This is a genomic window from Paenibacillus sp. FSL F4-0125 (assembly GCF_038008565.1).
Lineage (GTDB): Bacteria > Bacillota > Bacilli > Paenibacillales > Paenibacillaceae > Paenibacillus_AQ.
In genome coordinates this window covers 1,355,628-1,370,351 of the sequence record NZ_JBBOZJ010000001.1, presented here as the reverse complement: position 1 = coordinate 1,370,351, position 14,724 = coordinate 1,355,628, and the positions used below count along the sequence as shown (strand labels likewise).

The window sequence follows — 14,724 nt, the reverse complement described above, 5'->3', positions numbered from 1 at the left end:
CAAGGTAGTCTTAAATTATTATATGTCTATCTTAAAGATGCTCACCAAAAAAAGCCATCCCTTGCGCAGATGACCTGCTGGGATGACTCTCTTCATACACCCTGATCTATATTCCTGCAAGTACCTGATACCAAATTCCCCGCTTGGAATAAAGTGTGCTTCGCACCTCATCCCAGCCGCCTAAATAATTAATATCGAAGAGGCCCGCTGGATCGGGGTAACGGCTTTTGTTCTCTGCATAGACCTGTTTATCTACGGGGCGAAAACCATATTTTGCGAAGATTTCTTGTGCCTGTGGGGTTATCAAGAAATCAACTAATGCTTCTGCCGCCGCGCGAGTCCCATGCTCATCCGCATACTTCTCAACGACAGCCGCCGGGTTCTCAATCAGAATTGTATTTTTAGGAATAATGACTTCATATTTAACACCCTGAGCAATCCGGGCCAGCAGTTCATTCTCATAGGTGACGATGACATCACCCACTCCATACTCGAAGGCAGCCATGGATGCACGTCCGCTCTTATCCAGAGACTCCACATTGGCATGTACACTTTCCAAAAAAGCTTTGGCTGCTGCCGGATCCTTAACCCCCTCTTGCTCCTCTGACAGCTTCAAACCAGCCCCATAGATGGCGTTGATATCCCATTGCGCACCACCGGATGTTTTGGGATTTGGGTATAACACTTTTACTCCCGGCTTGGCTAAGTCCGTAAAATCGTGAATTCCTTTGGGGTTTCCCTCACGGGTACCAAGTGCGACTACCGAACGTGTCACCATGCCTTGTTCACCCTGCTCTTTCCACGTTGGCGCGACGAGTCCAGCCTTAACCAGCTTCTCGACATCACCTTCCATGGCTAGCAGTGTAACATCCGCTTCGAATCCCCCCACAATTGCACGTGCCTGTGTTCCGGAAGCTTCATAAGACTGCTGAAAACTAATCTCCTGACCAGTATCCGCTTTCCACTGTGCTGCAAATAACGGTAAAATATCTTTCATCGCATCCTTAGCCACACTGTATGCGCCAACGACCAGCGTGACATCCCCTGGCTTAGAGGGATCTGCCATCGTCGTAACCGCCTTCTCATTCCCGCAACCGACTGCCGCCAGCGTGAGTATGGCCAGCATTAGGGCAGCAAAACATCCGTGCAGTTGTCTGCTCCTTATGAAATTCATTGCGGCCCACATCCTTTGAGATAATGATTTTAAAGTCTCTTTAAAAGTAGCTCCAATGATTAAGCCAAGTTCTAATAACCAACGTTCAGTATTTGCCGTAATTACGCCGAATGTTTGGACTTCCACTCCATTACTCTATACCAATACTTCAGTTCCTCTAATCCTAGCTCATCACATTTGCTACTTTCAAAAAAATTGAAAATCATTTTATTTATTTTTAAATAAAAATCGGCATCGGATCTTCTTTCAGGTTGTTCTCCTGGATCCAGCTTCGCTCATCATTAAACAGGTAAGCCCGGTGCACAAGGACTGAGATATCCTGCCCCGGCTGTAATGTTTCTTTCTCCAAGGAACGGTAAGTGACCAGCTTATGACCATTAACTTCAACCTCAACAAGCCATTCACTTCCACGGAAATGCAAATGCTTTACGACCCCTTTTTCCGTAGCTGAAGCCATCTTGAACTCATGCAGGTTACCCACTTCAATATACTCAGGACGAATAAGTGCCTTGGTAGGTTTACCGTCTCCAGCGCCTTTAAAGCCTTTCACCTCAGAAGCATCTTCAATCAGTGTCGACTCTCCGATAAAAGTTGCCACGAACGGTGTTTTAGGCTCCTTATAAATGTCCCACGGTGTTCCCTTTTGTTCCAACTGTCCTTGGTTGATGATCATAATCTCATCTGCTACTTCTATCGCTTCGTCTTGGTCATGCGTTACGAAGATCGAAGTGATACCTACACGCTCAATCAGCTCACGCAGCCAAGCACGCAGCTCCTGACGGATCTTCGCATCGATAGCTGCGAAAGGCTCATCTAAGAGCAGTAGCTGTGGCTCAGGTGCGAGTGCACGAGCAAATGCCACACGCTGACGTTGTCCACCAGATAGCTGATGCGGATAACGCTTCTCAAAGCCTTTTAACCCCGTAAGCTCCACCAGTTCCATAACACGGTCACGAATCGCAGTTTTGCTGGCCTTTTTAACTTTTAATCCAAATGCAATATTATCAAAAACAGTCATGTGCTTAAATAATGCATAGTTCTGAAAGACGAAGCCGATCCCGCGCTCCTGAGGAGGAAGATTGTTAACTGTCTGACCATGAAAAATAATCTCGCCATTATCCGGTGTTTCCAGCCCGGCAAGCATACGAAGAATTGAGGTTTTACCGCCACCACTCGGGCCGAGCAGTCCAATCAGATGACCTTTTGTAATAGTGAAATTGACATCCTTGACCGCGTGAAAATCTCCAAAATGCTTATTTAATCCCCGCACTTCAACATGCATATTACTGCACTTCCTTTCTTCTCTTGGTCCATTCCATCAACAACAGTAGACCTGCGGAAAATGCAGCCAGAACTAGCGCTATTCCTCCAGCAGCCGTTACATTAAAATTCTCAACATCCTGATAGACTAGCGTCGTTGCCGTCTGGGTTTTGTTCATAATGTTACCCGAGACCACGAGCACCGCGCCGAACTCTCCTAGTGAACGCGCCACCGTAAGAATGATCCCATACACAACCGCCCAACGAATCGAAGGCCAAGTCACCTTCCAGAAAATAGTCCAGCCACGAGCGCCCAATGTAGAAGCAGCTTCCTCCTGCTGTGATCCAATCTCCTGTAGCACCGGCATCACCTCACGCACCATTAAAGGAAAGGTTACGAACAAGGTGGCAATGATCATTCCGGGAATCGCATATACTATCTTCAGCCCAATCCCTTCAAAAATCGCACCCAAGGCACTATCCGGACCCAGCAACAGGACAATCATCAGCCCGCCAATAACAGGGGACACAGCATAAGGCAAATCAACAATACTGTTAAGCAAGCCCTTTAGACGTCTATTTATCCAGTTCGCCCGAACAAGATACAGAGCCATCATAATTCCGAACAAAGTATTTAATAACGTTACTACTATCACAACAAGCCCAGTCATCATTAGCGCATGCAGCGCTTCAGGCCTAGTCAGAGCATTCCAGAAACCACCGAATCCTTCACTAAAAGCACCTATAGCCATTTTTCCTAGCGGTGCAGCTATTAGCAGGAAAAACACCAAGTAAGTGAGTCCGATCCACAATTTTCTCATGAGCGTCTCCCCCTCATCTGCAGCATATTAATGAGCCAAAGAATGAGAAAAGATAAGGTCAAGAGAATGACAGAAACCGCTGCTGCAGAAACCGGATTATCACTTTCAACTTCACCAAAAATAAAAACAGAAGATACGAGAGTACGACCTGGAATATTGCCTGCTACGAGGACTACAGCACCGAATTCAGCAAGTGCCCGCGAGAAGGCAAGCATTCCACCGCTGATCATCCCAGGAGCCATAGAGGGGAGAATAACATGCCAGAAGACTCTAGTTCCCTTGGCACCCATTGTATAAGCCGCTTCCTCTTCGGAAGGATCAAGTTCCTCCAGCAAGGGCTGAACCGCTCGAATCACGAAAGGAAAGGTTACGAAGACCATAGCAATTACAATTGCCGGTTGATGAAAAACAATTTCAAAACCAAGCGCTTCTGCAGCCTTGCCGATAAGACTACCAGGCCCGAGCAAGAGCAAAATCATCAAACCACCAACTGCTGTCGGCAGCGCAAATGGTAAATCCACAAGACTGTTAAGCAATGCTTTACCCATGAATTGATAACGAATAAGAACCCAAGCAATCATTGTTCCTAAAAAGACATTAATTAAAGTAGCGATGATCGCCAGCTTTAAGGTTAACAGCACCGACTTCCAGGCAATCGGGTCGCTTATGCTTTCCACAAAATTGCCGAAACCCAGTGAAAAAGAGTTGTAATAGACCCCAAGTATAGGCAGCACGATCAATACTACAAAATAGAGCAAAATTGTCGTTCGGAAACCCCAAGTCCAACCTTTGTGTCTAAGCAGCGAATTCAATGATTTTGCCCTCCCACCTCCGGCTAACCGGTCGGTATACTAATCAACAACTTCATTAATTATTCCTATTTATATACTTGGTTTTATAATATTACTACTTTACCAAATCCTTCTCGCTGCCGTCAATTACTTTCAAGTGAATTTGGGGTAAAATATATATAATAAAGTATAGGAAAAAGTGGCACATCACAGGAAGGGGAATGATTATGCTGCATACACTGGAGATTACTACAACGAAACGGGATGAATTACGGGATATTACTCGTGAAGTCATTTCTTTTGTGAAAAAAAGCGGAGTGCAAAGCGGTGTGATCGTAGTTTATTGTCCACATACCACCGCAGGAATTGCAATCAATGAGAATGCAGATCCTGATGTGAGGCATGATGTTCTGATGCGTTTGAATGAAGTCTACCCTTGGGAGCATCCGAAGTATCGGCATGCTGAAGGCAATACTGCCTCACACCTTAAATCTATTACCACAGGACCTTCCCAAAGTATAATCATCCATGATGGCGAAGTATTACTTGGACGTTGGCAGGGTATTTATTTTTGTGAGTTCGATGGACCAAGACGAAGACAATGTTTCTTAAAAATTATTGAGGGATAAACAATATACAAATGGCCGCTCCGTTATGCCCCGGAGCGGCCATTAAAATATAACTAGAATGAAATATTACTTTGACCAAGCAGAGAAGCAGTGTTATACCAATGCACAGCTTTAAAGTATAAACTTATAAAAAAAACAGCATGTTAAAGGCTGCGACATAAAACCTTGATATGAGCTGATGCTGCCTCTTTTACATCCTCAAATGATACTTTATCTTGGATATAATAAGAAATAAATCCGTGAGCGGATAAGAACAAGGTTAGCGGCACATTCTGCCAATCCTCGGACACATATCCCTCTTCCTTCATATGACGGCGTACAATACTTGAGAATAAATCAAAACATCGTCCCTGCTCTGCCCTACAATAAGCTAGTAGCTCTTCATCACGAATCATGAACATAATCTCATATTGATAAGGATGATCTATTCCAAACCGTATAAACTCCATAATCAGCTGCTCTACTCGAGTCATGCCTTCTTCAGGTGGCTTATTCATTACTTGGCTCAGTAAAGCAGCCACATGATTAAAATCTTCGACAACAATGGCGTAGAACAACTCCGCCTTCTCTTTAAAATGATAATAGAGAGAGCCGTGGCTGTACCCCAAATGCTGACCGATGCTTCGCATTGAAATCGCTCGATACCCTTTGGTAATAAACAGATGCCTAGCGGCCTCTAATATTCTTTCCCTCGACAACTCCTGCTCCACTGCTCTCCTTGCCATATACCTAATCCCCTTCGCTGTAGTAAATCCGCCGCCCTTCCGTTACCAAGGCTTGCCCTTGGGTTAGATCTGTTATCCATGCCATAAATGCGTCTCCCTCATCATTTCGCGGTAAACATAACAACGTTACTTTATCGGTGAATAAAGTCTCGCCGGTTTGAATACCTCTTCCCCGAAGTTCGTTCTCAACCTTGCCTAGCCAAGTGTAATCAATTTCTACGAATACCTCTCGTCTTAGCACACGGGTGATTACTTCTCCTGCTTCAAGCGCAAGCACTGCTCCATCCGTATAAGCTCTAATCAGCCCTCCGGCACCCAGCATTATGCCTCCGAAATAACGGGTAACAACAATTGCGACATTTTTAACTCCCTGGTTGCGAATTACTTCCAAAATCGGTTTGCCGGCTGTTCCACTCGGCTCCCCGTCGTCCGATTGCCTCTGGATTTCGTCTCTCTCCCCAATCACATAAGCAGAACAGTTATGCGTTGCGTCCCGATGTTTCTTCTTAATGTCTTCGATAAACAACATTGCTTCTTCTTCATTCTCAACCGGCATAACATGACCAATGAAGCGAGATTTGCGGATTACGACTTCCTTGGAGCCGGAAGAGCGCACCGTCCGATATTGTTCTAACATAATTATTCCAGTCCTTATATACATATGATGTCTTTATATAATGTCAGGAGCAGTCCCCGGTATTGGATTACCTATGGACTGCTCCTGGTGACTTACACTAGTATGAATGGTCTCTAAAATACTGCTGCAATACTATTCTGTAAGTCTTGCTTCCAGCTCTGCCTTTTCTTTTTCGTAACCCGGTTTGCCAAGCAGCGCGAACATATTCTTCTTATATGCTTCCACGCCTGGTTGGTCGAATGGATTAACACCGAGCAGGTAACCGCTGATGCCGCAAGCTTTTTCAAAGAAGTAAACCAAATAACCAAATGTGTATGGTGTTTGATCAGGAATAGTAACGATAAGGTTAGGTACTTGACCATCTGTATGCGCAAGCATTGTACCTTGGAAAGCCTTCTTATTTACGAAATCCATAGTCTTTCCTGTTAAGAAGTTCAAGCCATCCAGATCATCTGGATCGTTCTCAATGGTCACATGATGAGCCACTTGATCTACTTGGATTACCGTTTCAAAGATATTACGGTTACCTTCTTGGATAAATTGACCCATGGAGTGTAGATCCGTAGAGAAATCAACGGAAGAAGGATAAATTCCTTTGAAATCCTTACCTTCGCTCTCGCCAAACAATTGTTTCCACCACTCGGATACAAAGTGTAGGGAAGGCTCATAGTTAACGAGGATTTCAGTTGTCTTACCTTTACGATACAGAGCATTACGAACTGCAGCATATTGATAAGCTTGGTTAGTAGCTACATCCGGATTATTGAACTCATCCGCAGCGGCAGCAGCACCTTGCATCATCTCTTCAATGTTAATACCTGCTACAGCGATTGGAAGCAAGCCTACAGGTGTCAATACGGAGTAACGTCCGCCTACATCGTCTGGAATGATGAAGGATTCATAACCTTCTTCAGTAGCCAATTTCTTAAGGGCACCTTTTTCCTTGTCTGTAGTAGCGTAAATACGTTTGCGAGCTTCTTCCTTGCCATATTTCTTCTCCAGAGCTGCGCGGAAAATGCGGAAAGCAATGGCTGGCTCAGTTGTAGTTCCGGATTTGGAGATTACGTTCACGGAGAAGTCTTTGCCTTCTACTAGATCAAGCAAATGCGTGATGTATGTAGAACTGATGTTGTTACCCGCGAAATAAACTTCTGGAGTTTTGCGCTTATCTTTAGAAAGGTTATTGTAAAAAGAATGCGAGAGCGCTTCAATCGCTGCGCGTGCTCCCAGATAAGAACCGCCAATACCAATTACAATCAGTACTTCGGAATCGCTCTGGATCTTCTTGGCAGCTTGCTGAATGCGTGCGAATTCTTCCTTATCATACGCTGATGGAAGATCAATCCATCCAAGATAGTCGGAACCTACACCAGTCTTATTATGCAACTGTTCGTGTGCTAACTTAACTGGAGCGGCAAGGTTGTCAATTTCTTGTTGGTTGAAGAAAGAAAGGGCTTTGGTGTAGTCAAAATTAATCTTCTTAGACATCGGTAATGGAAACCTCCTGTTTATCTCTTTAAATTTGAAACCGCTTGTTACAACTTTATAATTAGGATACTTTAATTTGCCTTGACTGGCAAGGTCTTAGGGCACATCCCGGGCTTTAGAACCAAGTTTTCGAAAGTTTCATGGAAGCGTTTCCCGCGTCAATAGGCATGGCCGAGCTGTGGTGCTAGCCTAAGTGCCGTGATAGAATAAAGAAAACGGAAGGTGGCTATACAAATGAAACAAATCGGTTTTATCGGACTCGGAACAATGGGAGCGCCAATGGCTTCCAACTTGCTTCGCGGCGGCTTTCAGGTGACGGTGTACAACCGTACGGCAGCTAAATGTAAACCTCTTGAAGCAGAAGGTGCTCAGACTGCTCTTACACCACGTGCTGCCGCTGAAGGTAAGGATGTTATTATTACCATGATCAGTAATGATGATTCGGTTCGTGAAGTGTTTTATGGTCAGGATGGGATTCTCGATACACTTAAGCCAGGCGGCTTGATTATTGATTCCAGCACCATTTCTCCGGGACTAGTTCACGAAATCGCCACTGCTGTAGAAGCTCGCGGCGGACATTTCCTAGACGCACCAGTAACTGGTAGCAAACCGGCAGCTATTGACGGAACCTTGGTGTTCATGGTTGGCGGCAATGCTGAAGTTATAGAACAGCATCGCGATATCTTCGATTCTATGGGCCGGCTACTCCTGCATATGGGCGACAACGGCAGCGGTGCTGCAGCGAAGCTGGCACATAATGCAATGGTTGGCATTCACAATGTCGCTCTAGCTGAAGGCTTCTCCATCGCTGTCAAATCCGGTGTGCCTGCCGATAAATTCCTGGAGCTTGTTAAGAATGGCTCTGCGGGCAGCAAGCAAGCCGAACTGAAGGGTCAGAAAATTATCGATAATGATTTCAGCAATCAGTTCTCTCTTGGTCTTATGCTGAAAGATCTTAAGCTGGCTTCCTCGCTAAGCGACTCCACTGGCGTGCCTACCCCTATGCTCGGTGTAGCTAAGAGCATGTTTCAGGCAGGATTCAACCACGGCTTCGCTGATGAGGATCTGTCCGCAGTGGTCAAATCCTATGAAGAATGGATCGGGCAGAAAATCGGCGGTAAAGCAGACCAGTAATAGATATAAGATTCATATCGAAAAAAGGATTATCAAGCAAGAACGGCTTCGACGTCCTTATTAGGACGATAAGCGTTTATACGAGAAATATAAGGATAAAGTATAGTGTGAAACTTATATTTTATCCTTATATTTCTAGAAGGGGTCTCAAGCCAAGAATGAACTTGGCTTGAGACCCCTTTACTGTTACTGCAAATATGTATGTACTACTATGGAGTAGTTATAAGATCAGGTTGTTCTTCGCCTGTTATTCCGGCGTCAATAGCCGGTTCCTGCACAGTCTCTTCTATCGGCCAAACGAGCTTTGCCTTACGTCCATCAATCCACCAGCTCCCGCTCGGGGTAGTGGCTAATAACCAGGTGCCCCATCTTCCCTTGACCTGGACGGACTGCGTATTGAGAGAGACCACTTTAGGAGCGTATGTATCTGGGTACTTATAAGCAGGTATACTTTGCTGGAATTCAGCATTCGCCAATATTTCCTCGACGATAACAAGCTTTCCCGGAGAAGGATGAATCCATCCCAGTCCTTCCGCTGCTTGAACCTGATACCAATCGCCCTTCTTCGCAATCACTTGAAGCATTTGCGGCTGCAGATTGATACCTCCTGTTGAAGCTCCAATTTTAGTATAAAGTTCCGTTCCCGACAGCAAACTCATGGATCGCTGAGGATATTGAGGCTTCTGCTTATTCAGCCATAAGGAATAGGATTGTAGCGCAGAGTAAAGCCCAACCTCTTTATTCTCTGACCAGATCTTATCAAACTGTCTTAAGGGAACATTGGTCTCACCCACATAACTTGCAATTTCTATAGTGAACCCGGGACGGCCATACTTCTGAATGAACCAATCTTTATAACCACCCCCGGAAGGATTCTTCTCCGGAGCTACTAGAGAATAACCTGTCAGATTACCAAGCGTCCGAGCTATTGTTTTATCGCGGTTTAGATTGCTGCTGAGAGAATTAAAATTCCAAAATATGATTTCACCAGAGCTGTGATATGAAATTGTTACTTCCGGATCAATTCTTTCCGTCAATTCTATCATCATCTGCACTTCAGAGGTTTCAGCTGGCTTCTTCCCTTTATAATTCTGATACCAAGGACTTGAAGCCGTATTCTTTATGGTGTTCCAGTTAGCCGGATATTGACGGTTAAGGTCAATTCCCTGCATATTTGCTTTCCAACGAGTAAAATTCGTGCTGTTCCCATTATATTTTAGCAGCGTTTTGGCCATATTGGCTGAAAGACCTTCAGTGCCCTGTTGGGATAAAGTAACGCCATCCGGATTAACCATCGGAACGATCCAAATGCTGACTTGATCAAGCAAACTGCGTACGTTATAGCCCCCTATTTTCCCATTAGTTTTATAGGCCTGGGCATACGTATCGAGCATTTTCATCAATAAACTAGTTGTCATCCACTCTCTAGCATGATGTGAACCGTTAAGAAATAGCACTGATTCTCCTCTGCCTAACTTCACCGCCCACAAATCCCGTCCATAAGGAGACTGTCCTAAAGATTCGGACATTACCAGATCGGGGTATTCCTGCACTAACCTCTCAATGTCCCTTTTCATTAAGTTATAAGAATAGACTTGATTTGGATTCACTATATTCTTTGCTGCCTGAACCGGCGCTGCTGTTACGAATACAGTTACCAGCAGCACACAACTGAGCAGCAATAGTGTAATCTTATGTATTCCCTTACGAAAATCTGACTTTCTCATGTTGTCATCTCCTATATCTGTCTACTGATAAAAATATCAGTCTACTAAATTGATATTGGAAGTATATGAGAATGTCATATTTTAGTCAATAAATTAATTATATTAATCTTTTTTAAATAATTGCATATTTTCTTTTGGTTTTTTGCTCTATCCTGCCTACACAAAAAGAAGTATCCCGGCTGCCGAGGCAGCCGGGATACTTCTTCATTTCTATACTTTGAATTACAATACTGGGTAAGAACAGCAATAATCAGTTACACCGAATACTTCCAACGCAAATTTTGAGTTTCCAGGAACATTGAACGTCTCCGCTCCCTTAATCTCCTGCCATACTTCGCTGCCGGGTAGCAGCACTTTAAGATCACCGGACAGAATCTCCATAATCTCAGGACCATCCGTACCAAATTCATATACACCAGGCAACATAATGCCAAGTGTCACCTTAGTTCCATCCTGTAAAATTACCGTACGGCTGGTTACTTGTCCGCCATAATATACATTGGCTGCTTTTTCAATCGTTGCGTTGTTAAACTGACTCATTACTTGTTCTCCCCCTAATGATTATTCAGTTAATTACAGAAGTGCTTTCACACGGCTAACTACATTCTCAACAGTAAAGCCGTATTCTTTCATTACTCTGTCTCCAGGTGCGGAAGCTCCGAAAGTAGTGATGCCGAGGATATCGCCTTGGTCACCAGTGTAACGTTCCCAGCCGAAGGTTTGTGCCATTTCGATAGCAAGACGAGCCTTAACTCCTGGAAGAATTACGGAATCACGGTATTCCTTATCTTGTTTTTCGAACAGATCCCAGCTTGGCAAGCTGATTACACGAACATCGATACCTTCTTCAGCCAAAGCAGCTTGTGCTTTAACAGCCAGTTGTACTTCAGAGCCAGTTGCGATCAGTTGTGCTTGTGGAGTGCCATTCTTGGAATCAGAGACAACATAACCACCACGTTTGATGTTTTCACGAACGCCATCAACGGTTCCTGCAAGAATCGGCAAGTTTTGACGAGTCAGAACCAAAGCAACCGGATTCTCTTTGTTTTCCATAGCATAAGCCCATGCTGCAGAAGTTTCGTTAGCATCTGCCGGACGAATAACTGTCAGACCTGGGATGATACGCAGGGAAGCCAATTGTTCGATTGGTTCATGCGTAGGACCATCTTCACCGACTGCAATACTGTCATGTGTCAGTACATAGGTTACTGGCAATTTCATGATCGAAGCCAAACGAATAGCTGGACGCAGGTAGTCTGTGAATACGAAGAATGTTCCTCCGAATACTTTAAGACCCGTGTGCAGTGCAATACCGTTCATCGCAGCTGCCATACCAAACTCACGTACGCCGAAATAAATATTGCGGCCATCATAAGATTCTGATGTGAACGATGTCAAACCATTCAAATGCGTCATAGTGGAGCTTTCCAAGTCAGCGGAACCGCCCACAAGCTGAGGAACGCCAGCAGTCAGACCGTTAAGTGCACTACCCGAAGCGACACGAGTCGATACGGCTTTATCTTCAGTAGTGTAAGTTGGAAGGTTAGCATCCCAGCCTTCTGGAAGATCGCCGTTGATTACGGTTTCGAATTGTGCAGCAAGCTCTGGATATGCTTTTTTGTAAGCTGCAAATTTTTCGTCCCATGCTTTGTTAGCTGCGATTCCATTTTTCTTCACTTCTGCAAAATGAGCACGAACTTCATCAGGTACATAGAAATCTTCTTCGTATACCCATTTGTAGAAATCTTTAGTCAGCTTAGCTTCTTCTGCTCCAAGCGGGGAACCGTGAGTACCGCCATGGCCGCCTTTACCTTGTTTGTTTGGGCTACCATAACCAATTACAGTTTTCACTTCGATCAAAGTCGGTTTGCTAGTCTCAGCTTGTGCTTCAGCAATCGCTTTGGCAATCGCAGGAAGATCATTTCCGTCTTCAACGCGCAGTACTTGCCAACCGTAAGCATCAAAACGTTGAGCTACGTTCTCGGAGAAGGAAAGGTTCAATTTACCATCAAGGGAAATATCATTTGAATCATACAATACAACCAATTTGCCCAGCTTCAAATGACCAGCGAGTGAAGCGGACTCAGAAGAGATCCCTTCCATTAGGTCACCGTCGCCACAAATAGCGTAAGTATAGTGATCAATCACTTTATGTTCATCTTTGTTGTAGGTAGCGCTCAATTGCGCTTCAGCCATAGCCATACCAACAGCCATACCAATACCTTGTCCAAGTGGACCTGTAGTAGCATCAACACCAGCGGTGTGACCTACTTCTGGGTGACCTGGAGTCAAGCTGCCCCATTGACGGAAATTTTTCAATTCTTCCATAGGAAGATCATAACCACTAAGGTGCAACAAGCTGTAAAGAAGCATAGAACCATGTCCTGCGGACAATACAAAACGGTCACGGTTTACCCATGTCGGATGATCAGGGTTGTGTTTCATTGTTTTTGCAAACAATTGGTAGCCCATTGGTGCAGAACCCATTGGCATACCTGGGTGACCGGAGTTTGCTTTTTCAATGGCGTCAATCGCCAAAGTACGAATCGTTGTAATGGACAGGTTATCTACAGTTGAGTTTTCTTTCTTTTGGATCGCTTGTTCTTGTTCACTCATTTAATAGTTCCTCCTCTGAAATCTCAAGAATGTCATTTTGACTCTTATTGTATCATTAGTGTGGAAGCAATTCCAATTGTTTTTAAAAACTCTTTATTTCAACAGCTTATGTTTTGCAATATCGACGTATTTATATACACACAAGAACTATGAGACAAGCCAAAATTGCACTAGTCTATGGTCTAGTTTTTAATTACGACTAAAGATTGTTTTACAATGCTCAAATATGCAGTAAGATGGAGTTAGTTAAGCATAATTTTCATGCATTATCCAACATTTCCTAGTGGAAAGGAACTTTGAACATGAGTTCGAATAAGGACATCTTTATCGTGCTTACCGGTACAGGTACGGCCTTTAGTGGTTTTATAAAGTGGTTTACAAAAGCCGATCTGAATCATGCTTCGATCGCCTTTGACTGTGAACTGCGGGAGGTATACAGCTTCGGAAGAAAAAAAATGCACAATCCATTCGTGGCAGGTCTAATTCAGGAGAACTTTATTGACCCTTTCTATAGCAGTGCGAATTGTTCTATTTATCAGTTGCGTGTTAGCGCTGAGGAATACGATACGATGTACAATCACGTCCAAGGGATGATGCAAAATCAGGAACGTTATAAATACCATCTTTTAGGATTAATTGGTGTGCTTCTGAATATTAAAATCGATAGAGAAAATGCTTATTTTTGTTCCCATTTCGTTGCCTCTTTATTTGAAGAAACTGCAGTTCAGCCTGTGAATAAGCCTTCCTGCTTCGTTACACCGGAAGATTTCGCTCTTTCACTCTGTGCCCATAAGATTTTTACTGGCAAGCTATCCTATTATTTACGTAGAGCTCAGAGAGCATCTGCGCGCCCATCCTCTTTACCATTACATACTACTTCGGTTGCCGCACGAATGATGCGGATGAATGAAGACCGGACTGAAGGGGTCGTATAAAAGGTTCTAGGCTTGTGAAAAAGGACGAAGTGGAACGTAATTCCACTTCGTCCTTTTTAATTAACCCTCAAATAACAAACTCAACCATGTACTGTTTGCACATGAGGGCATAGCCCAACGATTGATATAGTGTAATTGCACCGATATTCTCCTCAAGGACATTCAAATACACATTGGATGTAACCCTTCTTCCCGATCGGGTGAGCTCTGTGCAGATCTTTCTTCCGTAGCCTTGCCTTCTCCATCTTACATCCGTTCCGATGTTGCCCAATTCAACGTAATCCTCGCTATAAATATGGTACCCACCTACCGCAATCAGCTCACGTTGTTCCATCACACCATAGAAGGGATACTGTAGTTCTTCTTTTGAAAAAGCCATTGTATCTAAATCGGCCATTTTAGACTCAATAAGCTCAAAATCAGAGGGGCCCAAATGTACAACACTTGTATACACTGGTGGTAACGCTTCTTGATGGATATGCTTCATTAGAAGCAATTTCTTGGGAGACTTAACAAGCTCAAGCTGTGAAGCAAGTAGAGCCATAACTTCTTCATTAACGATTACACTACCGACAGCATTGTCAGGTAAATTCAGTTGGTCTTTCATAAATGAAAGCACGGACCGGAGACAAAATGACTTCTCCACAGGGAATACGGAAAAAGCATGAAACGGGAGCCCCCTTAAAAAGGCCAGTACGCCGAGCAGCTCCCCCTGGTCTGTAAACTGTCCATAGTGTACCGAATTATGCTTACGAGCTGTAAGGTATGAATAGTATAAAAAATGCTG

At 44.1% G+C, this 14,724-nt stretch carries 14 protein-coding genes; 3 read left to right on the top strand and 11 right to left on the bottom strand.

All coding sequences use genetic code 11. The features are described 5' to 3' along the window. Positions 1-106: 106 nt before the first annotated feature. From NST74_RS06085 to cysT, 4 genes are all read right to left on the bottom strand, one after another. Entirely contained in the window at positions 107-1,174 is a 1,068-nt protein-coding gene (locus NST74_RS06085; RefSeq protein ID WP_341115836.1) for a sulfate ABC transporter substrate-binding protein, read from the bottom strand. A gap of 217 nt (positions 1,175-1,391) precedes the next feature. Next, positions 1,392-2,456, bottom strand: coding sequence for a sulfate/molybdate ABC transporter ATP-binding protein (locus tag NST74_RS06080; RefSeq protein WP_042124940.1), 1,065 nt, complete (start codon positions 2,454-2,456; stop codon positions 1,392-1,394). Between the two features lies 1 nt (position 2,457). Next, on the bottom strand, positions 2,458-3,255 hold the full coding sequence (locus NST74_RS06075) for a sulfate ABC transporter permease subunit (protein WP_341110958.1): 798 nt from the start codon (positions 3,253-3,255) through the stop codon (positions 2,458-2,460). Beyond that, positions 3,252-4,067, bottom strand: a complete 816-nt coding sequence (gene cysT / locus NST74_RS06070; RefSeq protein WP_341110957.1) for a sulfate ABC transporter permease subunit CysT — start codon at positions 4,065-4,067, stop codon at positions 3,252-3,254. The genes NST74_RS06075 and cysT overlap by 4 nt, the downstream gene beginning before the upstream one ends. A gap of 206 nt (positions 4,068-4,273) precedes the next feature. Between cysT and NST74_RS06065 the strand changes: the two genes are divergently transcribed. Continuing rightward, positions 4,274-4,675 carry a secondary thiamine-phosphate synthase enzyme YjbQ gene (locus NST74_RS06065; protein ID WP_341110956.1) on the top strand — a complete coding sequence of 134 codons (402 nt, stop codon included), beginning with the start codon at positions 4,274-4,276 and terminating at the stop codon, positions 4,673-4,675. Positions 4,676-4,818: 143 nt separating this feature from the next. On the opposite strand, the gene NST74_RS06060 is transcribed toward NST74_RS06065, so the two are convergent. The 3 genes from NST74_RS06060 to NST74_RS06050 all read right to left on the bottom strand — a co-directional run bounded on the left by NST74_RS06060 (position 4,819) and on the right by NST74_RS06050 (position 7,525). Then, complete coding sequence (locus NST74_RS06060) at positions 4,819-5,400, bottom strand: TetR/AcrR family transcriptional regulator (RefSeq protein WP_042124932.1); 582 nt, start codon at positions 5,398-5,400, stop codon at positions 4,819-4,821. Between the two features lie 4 nt (positions 5,401-5,404). Then, positions 5,405-6,037: a YigZ family protein gene (locus NST74_RS06055; RefSeq protein ID WP_341115835.1), complete on the bottom strand. Its 633-nt coding sequence runs from the start codon at positions 6,035-6,037 to the stop codon at positions 5,405-5,407. 132 nt (positions 6,038-6,169) lie between these two features. Continuing rightward, on the bottom strand, positions 6,170-7,525 hold the full coding sequence (locus tag NST74_RS06050; protein WP_042124930.1) for a glucose-6-phosphate isomerase: 1,356 nt from the start codon (positions 7,523-7,525) through the stop codon (positions 6,170-6,172). 234 nt (positions 7,526-7,759) lie between these two features. On the opposite strand from NST74_RS06050, the gene NST74_RS06045 reads away from it, so the two are divergent. Then, the gene (locus NST74_RS06045; RefSeq protein WP_341110954.1) at positions 7,760-8,659 is read left to right on the top strand and encodes an NAD(P)-dependent oxidoreductase; all 900 of its coding nucleotides are present in this window, start codon (positions 7,760-7,762) and stop codon (positions 8,657-8,659) included. Between the two features lie 209 nt (positions 8,660-8,868). On the opposite strand, the gene NST74_RS06040 is transcribed toward NST74_RS06045, so the two are convergent. From NST74_RS06040 to tkt, 3 genes are all read right to left on the bottom strand, one after another. Next, positions 8,869-10,386: a M14 family metallocarboxypeptidase gene (locus tag NST74_RS06040; protein ID WP_341110952.1), complete on the bottom strand. Its 1,518-nt coding sequence runs from the start codon at positions 10,384-10,386 to the stop codon at positions 8,869-8,871. Between the two features lie 222 nt (positions 10,387-10,608). After that, positions 10,609-10,926, bottom strand: coding sequence for a pyrimidine/purine nucleoside phosphorylase (gene ppnP, locus NST74_RS06035; RefSeq protein ID WP_042124925.1), 318 nt, complete (start codon positions 10,924-10,926; stop codon positions 10,609-10,611). A gap of 33 nt (positions 10,927-10,959) precedes the next feature. Further along, entirely contained in the window at positions 10,960-13,002 is a 2,043-nt protein-coding gene (tkt, locus tag NST74_RS06030; RefSeq protein ID WP_341110951.1) for a transketolase, read from the bottom strand. Positions 13,003-13,304: 302 nt separating this feature from the next. On the opposite strand from tkt, the gene NST74_RS06025 reads away from it, so the two are divergent. Continuing rightward, positions 13,305-13,937, top strand: a complete 633-nt coding sequence (locus NST74_RS06025) for a hypothetical protein (protein ID WP_042124922.1) — start codon at positions 13,305-13,307, stop codon at positions 13,935-13,937. 67 nt (positions 13,938-14,004) lie between these two features. On the opposite strand, the gene NST74_RS06020 is transcribed toward NST74_RS06025, so the two are convergent. After that, positions 14,005-14,544: a GNAT family N-acetyltransferase gene (locus NST74_RS06020; protein ID WP_341110950.1), complete on the bottom strand. Its 540-nt coding sequence runs from the start codon at positions 14,542-14,544 to the stop codon at positions 14,005-14,007. Between the last annotated feature and the right edge of the window lie 180 nt (positions 14,545-14,724).